Consider the following 17783-nt stretch of genomic DNA (forward strand, 5'->3'; position numbering starts at 1 on the left):
ACGCTACAGCCTCCCCGCGGTCAGTTTGCGCTCCAGCAGTCGAACCGCCATCGAGACGAGCGTCGCAATGACAAAATACATGAGGAGCAGCAGCACCAGAATCTCGGTGGTCCAGGAGATGTAATTGTTGCGGAGCACCATCGCCTGATACGTTAAATCCGCCATCGTGATGAAATAAACGAGCGAGGTGGATTTGATGAGTTCCACAAGCTGATTCCCGAACGGGGGAAGCATTCGCAGGGATGCTTGGGGCAGTATAACGTTCCACAGCCTCTGCCAAGGCTTCATATTAAGCGCCACGGCAGCTTCCCACTGTCCTTTCGGAACGGCCAGCACCGCGCTGCGAACAATCTCGGAGCCGTATGCGCCGAAGTTAAGTCCGATCGCGAGAATCGCCGCCAGCATTTTCGGAAGCTCGATGCCGATGAACGGAAGGGCAAAATACAACCAGAAGAGCTGCACCAGCAAGGAGGTTCCCCGAAAGATTTCGACGTACACGGCCGTCGCCGTGCGGACGATCCAGAGCTTCGACAGCCGGCACAATCCGGCTGCAAAGGACATCGCGATAGCCAGGATGGCTGAAAAGAACGCGACGATAATCGTGATCTCTGCTCCTTTGAGCAGCGTCGGAAGAAAATCGATCCAAGAATTCGGCATGCTATTCCCCGCAGAGCGCAGCGGCCGTCATCTCACCCGGGAGCTCTTCTTCCGTGAACCCGAACTCTTGCAAAATTTCCAGCAGCTCGCCCGACTCCTTCATCTTCTCAAGCTCGGCATTATAAGCCTCCTGGAACTCGGTATCCGCTTGGCGGAAAGCCGTAGCCCCGTAACCGCGAACGCTTTCGCCGTCGATGACCGGCTGCTCGAAATCAGCCACGCGTTCGATGCTGTCGTCGCTGGCTGAATCCAGCATCGCCTGCAGGGACGGCCCCGTCATGGTAATCGCCTGCACCCGATCGGCCTGGAGGGCGCTAATCGCCGAAGCCTGGTCAGGGACCTGTACGATCCGGTCCGCAGGAATGCCCGACTTCTCCATGTAGCCGATTTCGACCGCACCGGTCATGACGGCCACCTTGGCCTGCTCATTCTTGGCAATGTCCTCATAGCTTCCAAGTTCCATCGGATTCCCTTGCTTTACCGCAAGGGCTTCCCCGATGCTGTACTCCGGGTTCGCGAACAGGACGGCAGAGCATCGGTCCGGATTAATGAACATGCCTGCCGTGATCAGATCAAACCGATCGGCCTGCAATCCGGCGACCAGCGAACCAAATTCCGTTAGCTCCCCTCTCATCTCCTTGATGCCAAGACGCTCCAGAATAACGCGGGCAATCTCAACCGCTTCGCCCGTGAGCTCCCCATTGGCTTCTTTGTAGGCATACGGCTTCTCGTTCGCAAACCCTACGGTGATATATCCCTGCTCAATGGCTCGATCCAGCGTACTTCCTTTGTCGCCGCAAGCCGCGAGCAATACCACCATCATCACGGACAACACCAGCACAACCACTTTCTTCAAAACCTTCCACAACCTTTCGTAATAGCTTTTCACTTTCTTAAAAAAACGGCATGACGAAATTATCCGTGTTAGCACATGTGTTAACTTGGATATATAGACGTTCAGATACCCGTGCATGGGACGAGGCTTCAGGGAAGATGATTCATCCGCTTCCTTGCACGCTTTGACCCAATGCCGTCTGATCGATTCAATTCGTTCCACATTTGCAGACGTTGCCCCTCCTCTGTAATTGAATGCAAAAAGACCACCAAACAGGGGATCTAGACATAGCTCCGCCAGCAGGGGGTCAAAAAATAGAGAAAAGGCCCCTATAGAGAATAAAGGGCCTTTTGTATGAACATCCATTATGTATGCAAGACCCATCCACTGCTGACGAGGTTAGCTGACGGACTCGGGTAAGATGGTACCCTACACTCGTGAATTCCAAGTGACTCGCCCCTGGTGAAACTGGTTCCCCCGCTTTCCGGAATATGTATGCCGGAAACTAAGCGTGTGTTCATGATAAAGGGAAGCTCAGGAAAAGTCAAACCCCTTTAACCGCTTTTTCTGGAAATTCAGAAGTAAAAAACACCGTTTTTGCAACGAGGATATTGAGCCTTTTGAACACCTTGTTTAAGGCTGTCCATACACCGGATTGGTCATGGAATCCATGCTCCATTTTCCGCTATATAGCAGGCATTTGACGGGTCTTGCGGAAATCGTTCATGCCATATATGTTTTATGCCATGAATGAGCCCCGGATCAGGAAGTCTGCCCGTATGAAATACGGGACCGAAAAAAAATTTTTGAAACACTCCATAAATAAGTCTGATAACAACGCCTGGAATGACTTAAAAAAAAGCCCCGATGCTTAGCATCAGGGCTTTTCTTGTCATACTGCGGTATAGCCGCCATCCACCAGCAGGCTCGTGCCCGTAATGAAGGAGGCCTCTTCACTGGCGAGGAACAACACGGCTTTGGCCACTTCTTCCGGCTGTCCCAAACGGCCCATCGGATGAAGGCCGACCAGGTGCTGCGTGATCGCTTCCGTTCTTCCCTTGATCAGCGGCGTATCGATATATCCCGGACACACGGCATTGATTCGGATTCCTTTGGAGGCATAGTCTGCGCTGAGCGACTGGGTTAATAGCTTGACGCCTCCCTTGGCCGAAGCATAGGCGGTTACTCCTGCTTTTCCGACATGGCTATGGATCGAGCCGCAGTTTACGATTGCCCCTCCGGTTCCTTGGGACAGCATTTGCTGAATAACATATTTATCGCACAGGAAGACCCCTGTCAGATTAATATCAATCGTTCTCTGCCAGTTATCCATCGTTAACTGATCGGCAGGAGCATCATGGGCAATGCCTGCATTGGCAAACAATACATCGACACGGCCAAAATGCTGCACCGTCTGATTCACCATATTCGCGACTTCCTGCTCTTGGGTTACATCCGTTTTGACGAACAGCGCTTCAAAGCCGGCTCCTCTCAATTCGTCGGAAACCGCTTGTCCCTGGTCGGAATAATCCGCGATAACGACCTTGGCTCCCTCTTTTGCAAAAAGTCTGACTGCCGCTTCGCCAATCCCGCTGGCGCCCCCCGTCACGATGACAACCTTGGAATCAAATTTCATGCGTTGATCACTCCTATGTTGTAAATTCATCAACCGGCTATCCATTCATGTAGAATAGGCAAATACCGACCATGATATTCCAATACCCCGTTTCCTAATGAATGACCAGCAACCTATCGAAGAAAAAGAATGTTCGCTAAAAATAGTCGCAAAGCAATAACCCTATTCAAGCTCAAGCCCAGTCAGACCGGACGCTCAATCGTAAACATCTCTCCCAGGGTCGAATAGATATTTCCTGCCATGCGGCTCACAGGTTTCAACTTCGATGCGTCAATCCGGCCATGCTCGTAGAGCTCCTCGGACACGTGAAATCGGACGACGCGGGCAATCAATAGATCAGCGGCAGGCAGCTGATCCGCGCCATCCAACGTGACGACCTGCTCCAGCACGCATTCCATGCGGATCTTGGATTCCAGAACGCCGGGAACCTTAACAACGTCACTAACGACCGGGGTTAAACGGGTTCGGTCAAGCTCACTTTCGTTCGGAGGCAGATTCGCCGCCGTTTCGTTCACGGCTGCAACGGTATCTTCATCCACGATGTGGATGACAAGCTCGCCGCTCTGCATGGCATTTCTCGCCGTGTCCTTAGGTGCACTGTTCTTTCGCTGAACGGAAACCGACAGCAAAGGGGGATTGCTCGACACAATGGAAAAGTAACTGAACGGCGCCGCATTCAGCACGCCATCCGCCGATAATGTCGTAACGAAAGCGACCGGACGCGGAACGACGCTTCCAATCAGCAGCTTGTATGTGTCCCGTTCGCTTTGGGTATTCGGGTCAATGGATATCACTTGGGTTGCCCCTCTCCTGTATGTTTGACTTGTATAGGCTCCAACCCCTGCTCGATTCGGGCACGCTCCGGTTCGAACCAGGCAGGAAGCTTTAATTGTTCCCCCAGCGAGTGCAGGTCTTCGTCCACCGTAAATCCGGGCGGATCGGTTGCGATCTCAAACAGGATCCCCCCACGTTCCCTGAAATATAACGCTTTGAAATAGTTACGGTTCCTGATATCCGTAGGGCGAAATCCCTGCTCCTTCACCCATTCATGCCATTTGCCGTGCTCCTCATCATTTTGGGCCCGCCATGCGATATGATGGGTCGTTCCGGCACCTCCGGCTCCCAAAGGAATATCCCGCATCGGCAGATCAATCACGTTGCCGAAGGGGCCCGCAGCTTGAAACCGGGCATAATTGACGTCCTCTCCAATGTAGGTCAGTCCCATGACGTTCTCCAGCGCCTTCTTCGTTTCCTCCCATTTGCTGCTGAACAGAACCGCGCCGCCGAATCCCTTAATGGCTGTATCCGGAGTTATATCGTCCACGGACCAGCTGTTATTCGGACCGCCTTCCCGCTCCACCAACTCTAGCGAAAGCCCGTCCCGATCGGAGAATTGAAGATATTGTTCGTTAAACCGGAAAGCCTTCATGACGGGAACGCCAAAGCTCCGCAGCCGCTGTTCCCAATAAGGCAGGGCCCCTACAGGAACGGCAAAGGTCGTATATCCTGCCTGTCCTCCTCCACGCAGCCCTCTTCGCGAAGCGGAGGAAGGGAAGAAAGTGATGATCGTTCCGGGTTGTCCTCCCTCATCCCCGAAATACAGATGATATACCTCGGGCGCATCGTAATTCACGGTCTTCTTTACCATTCTGAGTCCTAGCACGCCTGTATAAAAACCAACGTTCTTCTGCGGATCCTGCGCATAAGCGGTAATATGATGAATGCCTGCCGTATATAATGTCATATCCCATCTCTCCCTCACCGTTTCGTGTCGAAACCCTTTATTTCCGTTCATGATCCGTTTTGCATGATGGATGAGCCATAAACCATAAATAATTAAATAATCTTTAAATTTAATATCTTTATTTTAAGATTATATAATTTTCTTATCGTTGTCAAGCTCCTGTGCACCCCAAATATATAAAAAGCCGCCAAGAACGATTCCTCGCTCTTGGGCGGCTTTAATATGCGGCTAAAAGCCGTCTCCCTATCCCACGGCTTAAGCCTTTTTCCATTTCTCCTTAAAGAACAGCTGGTACACTCTGGTTACGATAATTTTAATGATCATATAGATCGGTACGATCAGCAGAATTCCGATAATCCCGCCAAGATCCTGCCCTACCAGCACCAGGATAATGATGGTAATGGGATGGATCGCCAGCTGTTTGCCGAAGATATACGGACCAATCAGGTTATCCTGAATCTGCTGGGCCGCCAGAATGACGACAAGGGACCAGATCGCGGTTCCCGGGGACTGAATAAAGCCGATAATCACGATCGGGATCGCGGATAGAATGGCGCCGATAAACGGTATGAAATTCGCGATGACCGCCACGACCGTCAACAACAGCGCATAAGGCAGGCCGATAATCAGGAATCCGATATACATCAAAACCCCCAGCGCCAAATTGACGAGAACCCGGCCTACGATAAAGCCTTTGAGTGCATTGTTGATTTCATCCAGCACCGAGGCTCCCTCGCCCTTGAATCGGTCAGGCAAAAAGCTGACCACCATCTTCCCGAATTTCCCGCCTTCCTTCAGCATGTAATACAGGAGAATCGGGAACGTAAACAATACGATGGCAAAATTCGACACGAACGAGAACAGATTCATAATATAATTCGTCAGGAACGTGAAGCCTTGATTCAAATAATCGGTGAGCTGTGTAAGCGGGTTGGCGTTCTCCGGAAAAATATCCTGGAAAAAGCCGTTATTCTCCAATTCCTGAAGCTGCTCGCCAAGCTTGGCAAACAAGGCTGGAGCGTTCTGTACGAGAGCCACGATCTGATCGCGCAGCGATGGCCATACGCCCAGGATAAAGCCGGTAAGGATGCCCGCGAACACGACATACAGGAGCAGGATGGCCAGCGAGCGATTTAGCTTGCGTTTTTCGAGGAGATCAACCAGCGGTCTGAGCAGGTAATAGAAGAATCCCGACAGCATCAACGGCACGAGGATGATGGAGAAGAACGAAAGTACGGGTCTGAATATAAAATCCACCAGCGATCCCAAATAAATGATGGTCAGCACCAGGATCACGGCAAGACACAATTTGAAAAACTTGTTCATTTTCAGCAAAAAGCATGCCCCTTCTCCTATTTTTTCACCATCGTATCATGACAACGAGTACGGATTCAAATGGCTCCTTCTATATTCGTTACAAGAGGCCTTATCCTAGCCGCCAACGTTTTAGGACCTTTCGGTTTCACTCCATGCCGCCGATATATACTTCTTCTAACGCCTCACGTATAATATGAAGGATTGCTAGGGCAAGGCTATAGTGTAGGAGGATATCATAAACATGCATGTTACATCCATCATTCTTGGTCTGATCATCGTTCTGAATATCGTGTTCTCCATGTTCGTGGTTTTCAGGGAACGGCGGGATGCCGGCTCCACCTGGGCATGGCTGCTGGTGCTATCCTTTATCCCGATTCTGGGCTTTGTGCTGTACTTGCTGTTCGCCCAGAATTTAAGAAGAATCCGTCTCTTTCATTGGGACGATCTGCAAAAAACCGGCATCGAGAAAGTATTGCTGTCCCAAATGGAAGGGATGAACAACGGCGAATACCCGTTTACCAATCAAGCGGCGGCGGACAACAGCGATTTGATCCATATGCATATCAATGAGAACCAGGCGATCCTTACGGACGACAACCATGTTGAAATTTTTACGGATGGACGCAGGAAGTTTGAACGGTTGTTTCAGGATATCGAGGAAGCCAAAGACTATATACATATTCAGTACTACATTATCCGCCGCGACGAGCTTGGCAAGAAGCTAATCTCCCTGTTGACCCAAAAGGCTAATGAAGGCGTGAAGGTCCGTGTTCTATACGATGAGCTGGGATCGCGTCAACTAACCAAAGGCTTCTTCAAGGCATTCCGCGAAGCCGGCGGAGAAGCCGAGGCCTTCTTCCCGTCCAAGCTGCGCTTCATTAACCTGCGGCTGAATTACCGGAATCACCGAAAGCTGGCGATCATCGACGGCAATATCGGGTATGTCGGCGGTTTCAACGTCGGGGACGAGTACCTGGGCCTCAACTCCAGGTTCGGGTATTGGCGGGATACGCATCTGCGCATCCAAGGCGAGGCCGTTTATGCGATGCAGGTTCGCTTCATTCTGGACTGGAATCAGGCTTCGCATCATAACGATATCACTTACGAATCGAATCTGTTTCCCAAGATCAATTCGCCCGGCAATGTCGGGATTCAGATTGTTACCAGCGGTCCGGATTCCCGATATGAACACATCAAGAACGGTTATATCAAAATGATTTCGTCCGCCAAGAAATCGATTCATATTCAGACGCCTTATTTTATCCCGGACGCCAGCCTCCTGGATGCACTGCGTATTGCGGCGCTTTCCGGCGTAGAGGTGCATCTGATGATTCCGGATAAACCGGATCATCCCTTCGTGTATTGGGCTACCTTATCTTATATCGGGGAAATGCTGGGTACCGGGGCTAATGTGTATCTCTACAATAATGGCTTTATTCATGCCAAGACGATCATCATCGATGAGAAGATTTCATCCGTGGGCACGGCGAATATCGACGTTCGAAGCTTCAAGCTGAATTTCGAAGTGAACGCATTCCTGTACGATGAGCATATATCGAAACAGTTGACCCACATCTTCCACCAGGATCTGCGGGTATCCAGCCAGCTTACGATGAAGCAGTATCTGGAGCGTTCACGGTGGATCAAGTTCAAGGAGTCCATCTCCCGCCTGTTGTCGCCTATTCTATAGGACAACCCCGAGACGCTGCCGTATCATTTAGCAATCCAGAAGAAATGTGAGGGCCAGAGACCATTTATACTAAAACCAAGGAAAACGAATCGATCATATTAAAACCTGGGAAGGATGTTGAACGTGGCTAAACTGACACCGTATATTTTCTCTGAGGATGCAAAAGCGCAGGCTGAATTTTATACCCAAGCACTGGGAGGGGAAATCTTATCCGTGCAAACCCATGGCGAGGTTCCCGGAACCAAGGAAGAATTGAAAGACAAGGTCATGCATCTGAGTCTGGTAGCCGGAGGAATCCCGATCTTTATGTCGGACTCGATCTTCCAAACCCTGGAGCGTGGGAACGGAATTCATCTAAGCCTGTCGTTTGAGAGCGATGCCGAAGCCCATGAAGCTTTTGACCGCTTGGCCGAGGGCGGCAAGGTGATTGATGCGCTGAAGACTCAATTCTGGGGAGCGCTGTTCGGGGTGCTGGAAGACAAGTTCGGCGTGTTATGGCAGGTCACGACGGAAGTCCAAGCCAATTAATCTTAGAAAAGGCCCTTCAAGTTTGGCTTGAAGGGCCTTTTTTGCGTTCAGTCCTTATTCTCTAATCGATCGCTGACCTCGTATAGACGCAGGGATAATTCATCCCCTTGGGCATTGCCTAAAATATCGCCGTATCGACTACGCAGATTGTTCCAGCACTCGTGTATTACTTTCTCAAGAGCCTTTCCTTTATCGGTCGTATAGATCAGCGACATCCTTCCTTCCACCCGATTGTATACCAGCCCTTTAGCGGCCAGCTTCTCAATCAGTCGGGTTACGGTGGATGGCTGGAGGTGAAGAATTTCGCCTAATTCCTTCTGCGAGATTCCTTCCTTCTCATATACAGCCATAAGCAGATATGCATACGTAGGCGACAATCCGCTTGCGGCAAACTCGTCTTCGGCCATCTTGGTAATGACCCGGCTAAGGCGATTGGCTGTGAAGTAAAGGCATTCCTTGATATACGTATTGAGCATAACGGTTACCTCTTTCGCTGAAGTTCATCATGTTGAAACACCACATATTGTTTGCACATACAAATATAGTGGATTTCGAAATAAAAGTAAAGCGGCAGTTTCCCCCCGTCTCTTGGAGTCATCTGCCGCTTCATTCTATTAGGATATGTCGTTCAGGTTGCGATCCTGCTTAGGATAACGCTGCTTTATTCAACATGGCTCTGATCCATGTACATGACTTCCCATAGATGTCCGTCCGGATCCTGGAAGCTCCATCCGTACATAAAACCGTGATCCACCGGGTCGTTGGAAGGCGATCCCCCAGCAGCCAGCGCAGCGTTCACGATGTCATCCACCTGCTCCCGGCTTTCTGCCGACAGCGCCAGAATCACTTCCGTTGTGTTGGCCGCATTCGACAGATCTTTCTTGGTGAACGTCTTGAAATAATCCTCGGTGAGCAGCATGGCAAAGATGTTATCGCCTATGACCAGGCAGGCCGCATTCTTATCCGTAAACTGCTCATTAAACTCAAAACCGATTTTCGAGAAAAAGTCTTTCGTTTTCTCCAGATCCTTAACCGGAAGATTCACAAAAATATTATCGATTTTCAATGCCATCTACGATCACCTCATCCATTTGATAGATTCATCTTAGCATGGGCAGCGGCATGGCATTTCTTTTCGCTTGCTATGTTCAAGCCAGTATTCGTCCAATTCCGTGAAAAACACATCCGTAAAATGGCCTCCGCTCTCTTATACCGTCATATTAGTTCGATAACTCCGCTGCACGCAGTAATCTCATAACCGTTACGACCGTTTGAGCTTTGGTTACGTGAGATTGCGGATCCAGCTTGGTAGCAGACACCCCCAGCATTATCTTCTGTTCTACGACAAAGGCGACAGAAGACTTCGCATAGGACGAAACCCTGGAGTGATCCTTGAATTTGTTTAACAGGCCTTTGTTAGCTTCATCATTCTTCTTACCGGCATACTCCAGCACATTGCTTAGAATAACCGCCAATTCCTCGCGCGTAATCAAGCTGTTGGGATCAAAGATATCGCCTGTGCGTCCCTTCACCAGTCCTGCAGCTTTGGCAGCCGCGATTTCTCTGGCATATCGGGATTTCGGATCCACATCCTTGAAGCTGGAATCCTTGTCGTCAGGCAATAGACCCAGCGCTTTCACCAGGATGGAGATGATCTCGGCACGGCTAATGTTTTTATTTGCACCGAACGAACCGTTATTTTCTCCGGATACGATCATTTTGGCGGTAGCTTGCGCCACGTCTTCCCGTGCCCATGAAGGAATCGCGTCACTAAATCGGATGTCCTGCTGTACCAGCGCATAAACGCCGCTGCCGGTTTTCTTGATTTCAACGGTCACCGTGCCGTCCGTATTCACTTTAAACAATGTCGGAACGGATCGAAGCTCGTTTGTACCCGGTATATAGACCACTCCGGTCGCACGTTTTATATTTATCTTTTTCGCATCCAAGGTAACAAACTCGCTGACATGGGATTTCCCGAAGCGTGTCAGCTCGGTTGCCGTTTTATCCGCGTGTACTTGCTCAAGCTTGAACTGCAGCGGACTCGCCAGTGTTTCTTTCCCTTGAAGCAAGGCGGCTAGGCTTGCTGCGTCCTTATTATCTGGAGCCACAATCGAGACTCTCACCGGCCCGGAAACCGAGATGAGCGAAGCCGGAATCCGGTATTCCGTACCGTTTAGGAATACGGACAGACTGGCTTTGGCCCCTTTTTTCGCAATGGCCGCAATCACTTCTTGCGGAATTTCCAGCACCGCCTGCTTCGCGCCCGCACCCGCATGGAGCTGGAAGTTGGAGGATTGCGAATGGTTAATGCTGTTAACTGCCGCAGCCGCAGGCACGGTAACTAGAGCCTTATCTCCTTCAAGCACAACGTTTGCTTCGAGTTGATCCTTGCCTTTAGGCGGCTGTGGCGTCGATGGCGTTGTAGAACCGGATCCGCCGGAGCCTCCTCCGCCTTCAGAGCCACCGGAGCCGTTGCCCGAAGTCGTGATGCTCAGCTGATTCGAAGCGCTGGAGACGCGGTTGATCTCATCTCCCGTTCGATCCACGGCAAGCACATGGATCTTGTAATTCGTTAGGGGGCTGAGGCCCTTCACGGTATAACCGTTCGTTGCTACCGAGCCGGACAACGCATGATTCACGTACACTTCATATCCCGTTGCTCCCGTCACGGCATCCCATTTCAGCTGGATGGAGCCGGAATCGGCGCTTACCTTGGACAGATTCCCTGGAGCTGGGAGTGCCGATGCATTGGCTTTGCCGTTGATCGGCAGATCGTGAACGAGTTGGGTCGTCAGCGTCTTATTGCGGTCGCCGCTGATATCCCAGCTCATGACGCCTGCGATATCCAGCGATTTCACGATGGAATCCGTATACTTCATGGTGTCCTTATCGTTGTAAGTGATGAACACTTTATTTTGCTCATTGTACAGGTATGGAACTTTGGCGGATTCGTTCCAGTATCTCTTATAACCGTTCTTGTCGATGTAGTTATTCTCGAGATCGCTGAAATCGAAAATGCCCGCTTCCCATGTCTTTAATGCGGATCCGCCTTTGCAAGTCTGATATTGGCCGGTAGGCGGGCAATCATCCCAGCCTTTACCGTAATATGGCACCCCGGCGATCAGCTTGTGCGTTGGCACCCCGCCGTTCAGATGGCCCAACAAACCGCCGAGCACATGATTTCTCGGAGCGGAGGAGGCGGCTCTTGGATGCTTGTGGTCAAAGAACAGCGGTGCATTATGGTGACCCAACGTCTCCCAGCTGCCGCTGTAATCATAAGTCATGATATTGATGAAATCGAGATACGTCACGGAATTCGCAAGATCGGCATTTTTAACGAAATTATCGCCCTGCCCGGAAGCAATCGTCAGCAGATAGTACTTCCCGTCTTCTGATCCGGCAGCATCCAGCGCCTCGCGAACGGTCTTCATTAACAATGTGAAGTTTTCCGTATCCTCCGGTCCTCGGGAGTTGTCGTCTTCCCCGCCTTCAACAGGATACTCCCAATCGATATCCAAACCATCGAATTTGTATTCTCGGAGGAAATCCACCGCGGAATTCGCAAAGGCCCGGCGTGTTTCTTCGGTCTTGGCCATGTTGGAGAAATGATTGGACCAGGACCAGCCGCCAACCGATATCATAAGCTTCAAATGCGGATTAGCGGCTTTGACGGATTCGAAAGCTTGGAAATTTTCGAAATCCTTTTCGGGATCGCCAAGTATCATCTCGCCATCATACACGTATCGATTTTGCAGCGGAACCTTCGGGTCTTCACATGCTCTTACCGTGCTTCCGAACTTCTTCCAACACAAATCAGCAAACGCATAATTGATATGCGTGATTTGAGAAACGTCAAGATCGGACGGATAGAAATTCCGTTCGGCTGGTAGTGCTGACCAAGAGGTGTAGTAGGTAATATTATTATAATTGCTGCCTGGTATAACAATAATCGCTTGACTGATCGGCGATGTCCATAAACGATTTACAGCGATGATCTGGAACGAATACGTTTTACCTTCCTGCAATCCGGCAGCCACAAACCGGTTCTCGCTGCTTGTCGCCACCTTATTTCCGTCCTGATAAATATGATAGCCCGTTGCTCCCGGAACCGGAGCCCATCCCAAGGAGACGGTAGACCTTGTAGCTGTAACAGCCTGCAGCCCCTTTGGTGCAGCGAGCTCTCCCCATTTTAAATGTACAGCGTTACTCTTCACCGAAGTTTCCGGGTTCTGTCCCTGCAATGCTTTTTGAGCAGTAACTTCAAAGATATAATCGCGATTGGCTGTTGGGTCCAGGGAGTACGTGACCGACGTCACCGTTTCCAAAGTATCGACTTTATGGCCGTCCACATACAGCTCGTATCCGGTAGCTCCTGAGCTTGCTCCCCAATTTAATGTCACCGATTTCTGGGAAACGTCCGTTACTTTCAGGTAACTCGGAGGTGAAATCGGAGCTTGTTCATATACGGTTTGATCCGCGGTGGTCGTGAATTCAAGAATATTGCTCTTCATATCCTTTGAGGGCCTGTGGTCATACCAGGTAATATATATGCGGTAGGTTGTCTCGGGCTTAAGCCCTGTAACAGCATGCGTGGTTAAATTTCCCCACGTGATATAAGCATCCGTATCTGCATTCCAGACATCGATATCGTTCTTGTCTCCCTTGAGGAAATCCCATTCAAAGGTAGCCTGGTTATGCGTTACCTCCACTAATCGCAGATTCTGGGGAGCGGACGTTTTTGGAGGCTTAACCTCGCCATCCAGCGTAGTAAACTCGATTACATTACTCTTATGCCGTTGGTCCGGACCTTGAGACGGTCTCTCATACCATGTAATGTATAATTTATAGGTTGTGTTGGGTTTCAAATCATCCAGGGTCCGGCTTCCGCCGTTCCCCCATGTATACCATGCATCATCCACGGCGTTCCAGACATCAATATCAAACGTATGCTGCGGATTATTTTTGTCGTAATCCCATAGTATCGTTGCTTCGGTGGCCGTGATGGAGTCTTGCACAATTCGCAGATTCTGCGGTGCCAGCCGATCCTGGGAGCCATAGGTCGAGCTAGTTACCGTCACCGGATCGATGCCGGAGCTCGTTGCGGCAATTTCTGAAGGAGATGCGCCTTCTGCTGCATAGGATGCAGGCGCATGAAGCAGTGGGGTAAACATGAGAATAAGGGCCAAAAAACACAGTACCCATTTTGGGCGTCTCTTCGTGATATAGGGTATCACCGTTTTCACCTCTGTCGATTAAATTTCGATTGCAAATGATACAGCATTTCCATGAATGTCTGTTCCTCTTGGTGTCACCCGGGTGGTATCCTTGATGACTTGCCCAGCTTCGCATATCGCTCGAAATCCATTCGTTTTTGAAAGCGGTTACCAATCCAGGTGAACTTAACTATGTAAAATTCATCCCTCCCCCTTGTCGCTCCATACCTACACTCACTTGCTCGATCGCTCTACTACGGCCCCCTTTCAATGAAATCCATGTTGTTCAATCCATATTCATATAGTTGTATCATGGAACCTGCGCCATCGATTGAGAAGGGATACATTTCCATAGACATGGGATAAATTCTTGTAATTTTATATTCTGTTAATAAATTCAATCTACAAAAAAGAGCCCTCCAAAGGCTCTTCTTCTGTTTCCTATGTAACAGGTGACGGCCGATTCATCCCATTGAACTTAGATGCTCATGCTTTAATTTCCATGCGCCGTCGGCATCTCGAACGAATACGTTCGTTGCTCTCCCGCTCCCGGTCGTGAATTCCCCCTGAAAATACCCCTCGTAGCGATAAGTATAAATACAAACAGCCGAATGTACATCAGTCGCAATCCACACCACGTCCTCCGCCCGGTACACCTCATCTCGAATGACGTCCCAAGCGTGCTCGAAATAGGCCCTGATTTCCTCCAGGCAACAGCAGCTCCGGTCCGAGAACCAATACACCGCTCCCTCATCCAGCAGCCGGGCTACCTGATCAAAATCATGCGTATTCGTAGCCGCTATGTAGGCCTCAAATGCTTTTTGATATGACATTGTTTCGCACCTCCCTATCTTATATCCTACGTATTCTTCAGGATCCACGCCACGATTCTAGCAATCTTTATGGTATGATATGTAGGCAATTTTATTCTCAAAAAACAACAGGTGAACGCCCATGATGAGCATCGCTCAATTCGCAGAACGCACCGGCATGGTCCCCAGTGCGCTTCGTTTCTATGAATCTAAAGGAGTTCCACACCTACGATCCATATGGCAACCAGATCAATGTATGGTGTTACGAAGACTGTTAGTTCATGATTTGACACATCCATGAGTGATTCCGCGTGTATGGTTATTAGTTGAATGATCAACAAAATCTGACCAATCGTCATGATCGGATCCCTTAATAATAGGGCTGCGAGCATCCCTAAAGATATCGCAGCGCTTATCGTATCGTTCACATACTTTTACTTTAACACTTGGTTTGAAAATTCGCCTTTCCTTCCAAGACGGCATTCAAGAATGTCTTCGACTTTTTCAATCGCTTCTGGATCTCTTCAATTTCTTTGATTTTTTGTTCTACCATTTTCGTCTTTGCCTCGTATGACAGGTTAAGTTGTTGATTGACTAACAAACTTAATTCTTCTATAGAAAAATCTACCGATAAAAGTACCTTCACATCATCTAGAAACTCCACAATCTCTTCGGAATAAATTCGATAATTATTTGCATCTCGTTTAACAAATGTGTCCGGAATTAGGTTCTTACGTTCATAGAATCTCAACGTCGATATGGGCAGACCCGTTAATTTTGAAACCTCGTTTATTTTCATAATAGGACCTCTTTTATTTCTTGCTATAAACCTAGGTTCATAGTTCATAATACGAAATATGATAACGAACGACATCCACAATGTCAAAAAAAATCAATGTTATCAAAAGGAGAGGTTCTATGTTTAACCATATTCAAAACAACGATTTCGCCAATATCGTTATGGGCCGACGTTCTGTCCGTAATTATGATGAGAACTTTAAAATATCGAAAGAAGAGATGAGCGACATGATTTCGGAAGCCAGTTTGGCTCCATCCTCTGCTAATATGCAGCCTTGGCGTGTAATTGTGGTCGATACTCCGGAAGGAAAAGAAAAGCTAAGACCTCTTGTGAGGTTCAATACGTTACAGAATGATACTTCATCAGCCATGTTATTGATTTTTGGCGATACCCAAAGCTATTTATATGCTGAAGAAATTTACAATACGGCTGTGGAACAAGGAAAAATGCCGGCAGAAGTACGAGATCGTCAACTCGAAACCATTCTATCCCTGTTTCCGACTCTATCAAGAGAAATGAAAGTTGAAATTGCAAAAATCGATAGCAGCCTCTTTGCCATGCAGTTCATGTTAGTAGCTCGTGCGCATGGGTATGACACGAATCCAATGGCAGGCTTTGAAGCTGATCAGTTAGCCAAAGCATTCGATTTAGATGAAGAACGCTATGCTCCAGTCATGATTATTTCATTAGGAAAAGCCAAGGAAGATGGGCATGAGTCCGTTCGATTAGTGCCTGACAAGATTACATTCTGGAGATAACCATGATCCGTAGTCGATTCCTCTTCAAAATAACATCAGACTCAAACCGTAGGTTTATGCAAACCGAAAAACTCAATCTAAAAGAAAACGGCAGCCGGTCATTGTGATCGGCTGCTTATGATGGTTAAACAAGCAGCCGAGGTAACATCGTTGGGTCCTCATTCGTAATATCCTTGCACAGCAGGCAATTGCTTATACTCCTCCCGCTCCTCCACCATGCCGATGATATCATCAACCAGCATGGTCATCCGTTTACCGTCTTCGCTCTTATCGCATTCGCTCCATGCAAAGTGGTAACTTCCATTCGCTATCTTGACCGTCAGGTCAAAGCTCTCATGCGGCTTTTTATTGCATGCAGTTATTAAGGATTCGTCCTCTTGATAATCGGCAAGCACCAACGCCTTATAGATGCTCTGACGGTCCTTATCGGTGAATTCGAAATTGCGGATCGTCGCAGTCTCTCCATTCTGAAGATCCTTCACGACGGTTCGTTCCTTTGTATTGATTTCGTTCCTCTGATTAACGCCGAACCTCAATTCCATGTCGAACGTTACCTTCGGCCTAAGCTCATACTCCATTCGCAGGATATCCACCTCAGAACGTTCACCGTCACAACCAGTCAGCGTATAACTCAGATAAGTATCCGTCTCGACTCGCTTCAGTTCGCTGCACATACGGGTAGTAACTTGTTGATTCCCTTCCCTGTCCCACCTATTGTCATAACGCAGCTCAATTCGATCTCCGATATGATTCAATTCATGAAATACAGGATCGCCCTCAATCGTATAATGTACAACTCGCTGCGTTCCCTCCGGCTGATCGATAAAGGCATCCAGTTTCCCCCGATTTTTCACGTTCACACCATGTTGGCTGATCACATCCATGGCCTCATCTATGATCGGAACTGCCTGTTCCTTCTCGAAACAACCTAACACGATCCATACCGCTAAAAGTGCTGCAGCAACCAGGCCTTTTCTCATCCTTCTATTCCCTCCTAATAGAAATACGTCGGAGACGGCGTAACTATTAGACGGATGTTTATCCTATTTTGTTCCACCCGCTGCATGAACAAACAACAAGCAAGCCAATATTTCATGCCATGAATTATATTTTGTTTGTATACATGATTTTGCCCACATCGTGTCTAACGGTTTTATGACCTTGTTTAATTCCTTTCCCAATGGCAATAAGCATCACATCTTCATACCTGTCAGAAATCTGTAAGGTTGACTTTAATTGTTCGGAATCATACCCGGACATGGTAATCGTATGGAGACCCGCCTCGTTCGCCAGTAAGACTAACGACATAGACGCCAGGCTTGCGTCTCTTACTAATTCGAGCTTCAAATCTTCTTTGGATTTATTTAGATAATATTGAATAGCCGCGCTGGCTAAATAATCTTTTAATGATGCGTCAAAATAACCCTTTTGAAATCCTTCTTCATGGATATGTATAATATTCTCTTTTTCAAATGCTTGATAATCGCCCAGTACAACGATTAGAGCCGACGCTTCTATTACCTGTTGCTGATGAAAGGCAATGGGGAGTAACACGTTTTTTAAATTCGGTTCGTCGATAACCAGGTACCGTGTGGCTTGAATATTGTTTCCGTTGGGCGATTTACTGGCTCCTTCAATCAAAGCCGCCAACGTTTCCGATTCCATTTTATAATGGGGGTCATAATGCCTGACAGAACGTCTTTGCTCTAATATATCTCTCACACTCATTGTGCTCACTCCATATGTTTTATTTGCTTCACATTCCGATTATAATGGACCGTACAGTGGCAG

At 48.6% G+C, this 17783-nt stretch carries 16 protein-coding genes and 1 riboswitch; of the genes, 3 read left to right on the top strand and 13 right to left on the bottom strand.

The genetic code is table 11. The annotated features are described in order from the left end of the window. Positions 1-3: 3 nt before the first annotated feature. The 6 genes from ehuC to MHI43_RS28715 form a co-directional block, all read right to left on the bottom strand. Complete coding sequence (ehuC, locus tag MHI43_RS28690; protein ID WP_036663745.1) at positions 4-657, bottom strand: ectoine/hydroxyectoine ABC transporter permease subunit EhuC; 654 nt, start codon at positions 655-657, stop codon at positions 4-6. A gap of 1 nt (position 658) precedes the next feature. Beyond that, entirely contained in the window at positions 659-1513 is an 855-nt protein-coding gene (ehuB, locus tag MHI43_RS28695) for an ectoine/hydroxyectoine ABC transporter substrate-binding protein EhuB (RefSeq protein WP_085981253.1), read from the bottom strand. 354 nt (positions 1514-1867) lie between these two features. Beyond that, positions 1868-2014, bottom strand: a riboswitch (cyclic di-AMP (ydaO/yuaA leader). A gap of 370 nt (positions 2015-2384) precedes the next feature. Next, positions 2385-3128, bottom strand: a complete 744-nt coding sequence (locus MHI43_RS28700) for an SDR family NAD(P)-dependent oxidoreductase (RefSeq protein ID WP_036663742.1) — start codon at positions 3126-3128, stop codon at positions 2385-2387. Between the two features lie 182 nt (positions 3129-3310). Beyond that, positions 3311-3922 carry a flavin reductase family protein gene (locus tag MHI43_RS28705; RefSeq protein WP_036663739.1) on the bottom strand — a complete coding sequence of 204 codons (612 nt, stop codon included), beginning with the start codon at positions 3920-3922 and terminating at the stop codon, positions 3311-3313. Then, a complete protein-coding gene (locus tag MHI43_RS28710; protein WP_036663736.1) occupies positions 3919-4872 on the bottom strand; it encodes a ring-cleaving dioxygenase in 954 nt (317 codons plus the stop codon). Before MHI43_RS28710 ends, MHI43_RS28705 begins: the two co-directional genes overlap by 4 nt. Positions 4873-5127: 255 nt before the next feature. Continuing rightward, positions 5128-6207, bottom strand: a complete 1080-nt coding sequence (locus tag MHI43_RS28715; protein WP_015737582.1) for an AI-2E family transporter — start codon at positions 6205-6207, stop codon at positions 5128-5130. Between the two features lie 223 nt (positions 6208-6430). Here MHI43_RS28715 and cls point away from each other — a divergent pair, with 223 nt between their 5' ends. Together cls and MHI43_RS28725 are read left to right on the top strand one after the other, a co-directional pair. Next, positions 6431-7879: a cardiolipin synthase gene (gene cls, locus MHI43_RS28720; protein ID WP_015737583.1), complete on the top strand. Its 1449-nt coding sequence runs from the start codon at positions 6431-6433 to the stop codon at positions 7877-7879. A 123-nt stretch (positions 7880-8002) separates the two neighbouring features. After that, the gene (locus MHI43_RS28725; protein WP_015737584.1) at positions 8003-8407 is read left to right on the top strand and encodes a VOC family protein; all 405 of its coding nucleotides are present in this window, start codon (positions 8003-8005) and stop codon (positions 8405-8407) included. Positions 8408-8454: 47 nt separating this feature from the next. Here MHI43_RS28725 and MHI43_RS28730 read toward each other — a convergent pair whose 3' ends face one another. The 5 genes from MHI43_RS28730 to MHI43_RS28750 form a co-directional block, all read right to left on the bottom strand. Then, positions 8455-8883: a MarR family transcriptional regulator gene (locus tag MHI43_RS28730; RefSeq protein ID WP_015737585.1), complete on the bottom strand. Its 429-nt coding sequence runs from the start codon at positions 8881-8883 to the stop codon at positions 8455-8457. A 185-nt stretch (positions 8884-9068) separates the two neighbouring features. Next, complete coding sequence (locus MHI43_RS28735) at positions 9069-9479, bottom strand: VOC family protein (protein WP_015737586.1); 411 nt, start codon at positions 9477-9479, stop codon at positions 9069-9071. A gap of 148 nt (positions 9480-9627) precedes the next feature. After that, on the bottom strand, positions 9628-13581 hold the full coding sequence (locus tag MHI43_RS28740; protein WP_341283190.1) for a glycosyl hydrolase family 18 protein: 3954 nt from the start codon (positions 13579-13581) through the stop codon (positions 9628-9630). Between the two features lie 506 nt (positions 13582-14087). Continuing rightward, positions 14088-14456, bottom strand: coding sequence for a nuclear transport factor 2 family protein (locus MHI43_RS28745; RefSeq protein WP_015737588.1), 369 nt, complete (start codon positions 14454-14456; stop codon positions 14088-14090). Positions 14457-14874: 418 nt separating this feature from the next. Beyond that, entirely contained in the window at positions 14875-15234 is a 360-nt protein-coding gene (locus MHI43_RS28750) for a MerR family transcriptional regulator (RefSeq protein ID WP_015737590.1), read from the bottom strand. A gap of 119 nt (positions 15235-15353) precedes the next feature. On the opposite strand from MHI43_RS28750, the gene MHI43_RS28755 reads away from it, so the two are divergent. Beyond that, positions 15354-15992 (top strand): nitroreductase family protein, encoded by a 639-nt coding sequence (locus MHI43_RS28755; protein WP_015737591.1) that lies wholly within the window; start codon positions 15354-15356, stop codon positions 15990-15992. 158 nt (positions 15993-16150) lie between these two features. Here the strand turns inward: MHI43_RS28755 and MHI43_RS28760 are convergent, their stop codons facing one another. After that, the gene (locus tag MHI43_RS28760) at positions 16151-16972 is read right to left on the bottom strand and encodes a DUF4362 domain-containing protein (RefSeq protein ID WP_036663729.1); all 822 of its coding nucleotides are present in this window, start codon (positions 16970-16972) and stop codon (positions 16151-16153) included. Between the two features lie 124 nt (positions 16973-17096). After that, positions 17097-17720 carry a nitroreductase family protein gene (locus MHI43_RS28765; protein ID WP_015737593.1) on the bottom strand — a complete coding sequence of 208 codons (624 nt, stop codon included), beginning with the start codon at positions 17718-17720 and terminating at the stop codon, positions 17097-17099. Positions 17721-17783 lie beyond the last annotated feature (63 nt).

Origin of the sequence: Paenibacillus sp. FSL H8-0457 (assembly GCF_038051935.1) — a bacterium.
In the GTDB taxonomy this organism is placed as follows: domain Bacteria; phylum Bacillota; class Bacilli; order Paenibacillales; family Paenibacillaceae; genus Paenibacillus_AQ; species Paenibacillus_AQ lautus_A.

What these genes read in the sequence shown, in the direction of transcription:
- MHI43_RS28755 (WP_015737591.1), top strand. Translation starts at nt 15,354, where the DNA reads ATGTTTAACCATATTCAAAACAACGATTTCGCCAATATCGTTATGGGC.
- MHI43_RS28750 (WP_015737590.1), bottom strand. Translation starts at nt 15,234, where the DNA reads ATGAAAATAAACGAGGTTTCAAAATTAACGGGTCTGCCCATATCGACG.
- MHI43_RS28745 (WP_015737588.1), bottom strand. Translation starts at nt 14,456, where the DNA reads ATGTCATATCAAAAAGCATTTGAGGCCTACATAGCGGCTACGAATACG.
- MHI43_RS28765 (WP_015737593.1), bottom strand. Translation starts at nt 17,720, where the DNA reads ATGAGTGTGAGAGATATATTAGAGCAAAGACGTTCTGTCAGGCATTAT.
- MHI43_RS28760 (WP_036663729.1), bottom strand. Translation starts at nt 16,972, where the DNA reads ATGAGAAAAGGCCTGGTTGCTGCAGCACTTTTAGCGGTATGGATCGTG.
- cls (WP_015737583.1), top strand. Translation starts at nt 6,431, where the DNA reads ATGCATGTTACATCCATCATTCTTGGTCTGATCATCGTTCTGAATATC.
- MHI43_RS28735 (WP_015737586.1), bottom strand. Translation starts at nt 9,479, where the DNA reads ATGGCATTGAAAATCGATAATATTTTTGTGAATCTTCCGGTTAAGGAT.
- ehuC (WP_036663745.1), bottom strand. Translation starts at nt 657, where the DNA reads ATGCCGAATTCTTGGATCGATTTTCTTCCGACGCTGCTCAAAGGAGCA.
- MHI43_RS28730 (WP_015737585.1), bottom strand. Translation starts at nt 8,883, where the DNA reads ATGCTCAATACGTATATCAAGGAATGCCTTTACTTCACAGCCAATCGC.
- MHI43_RS28710 (WP_036663736.1), bottom strand. Translation starts at nt 4,872, where the DNA reads ATGACATTATATACGGCAGGCATTCATCATATTACCGCTTATGCGCAG.
- MHI43_RS28740 (WP_341283190.1), bottom strand. Translation starts at nt 13,581, where the DNA reads ATGTTTACCCCACTGCTTCATGCGCCTGCATCCTATGCAGCAGAAGGC.
- MHI43_RS28700 (WP_036663742.1), bottom strand. Translation starts at nt 3,128, where the DNA reads ATGAAATTTGATTCCAAGGTTGTCATCGTGACGGGGGGCGCCAGCGGG.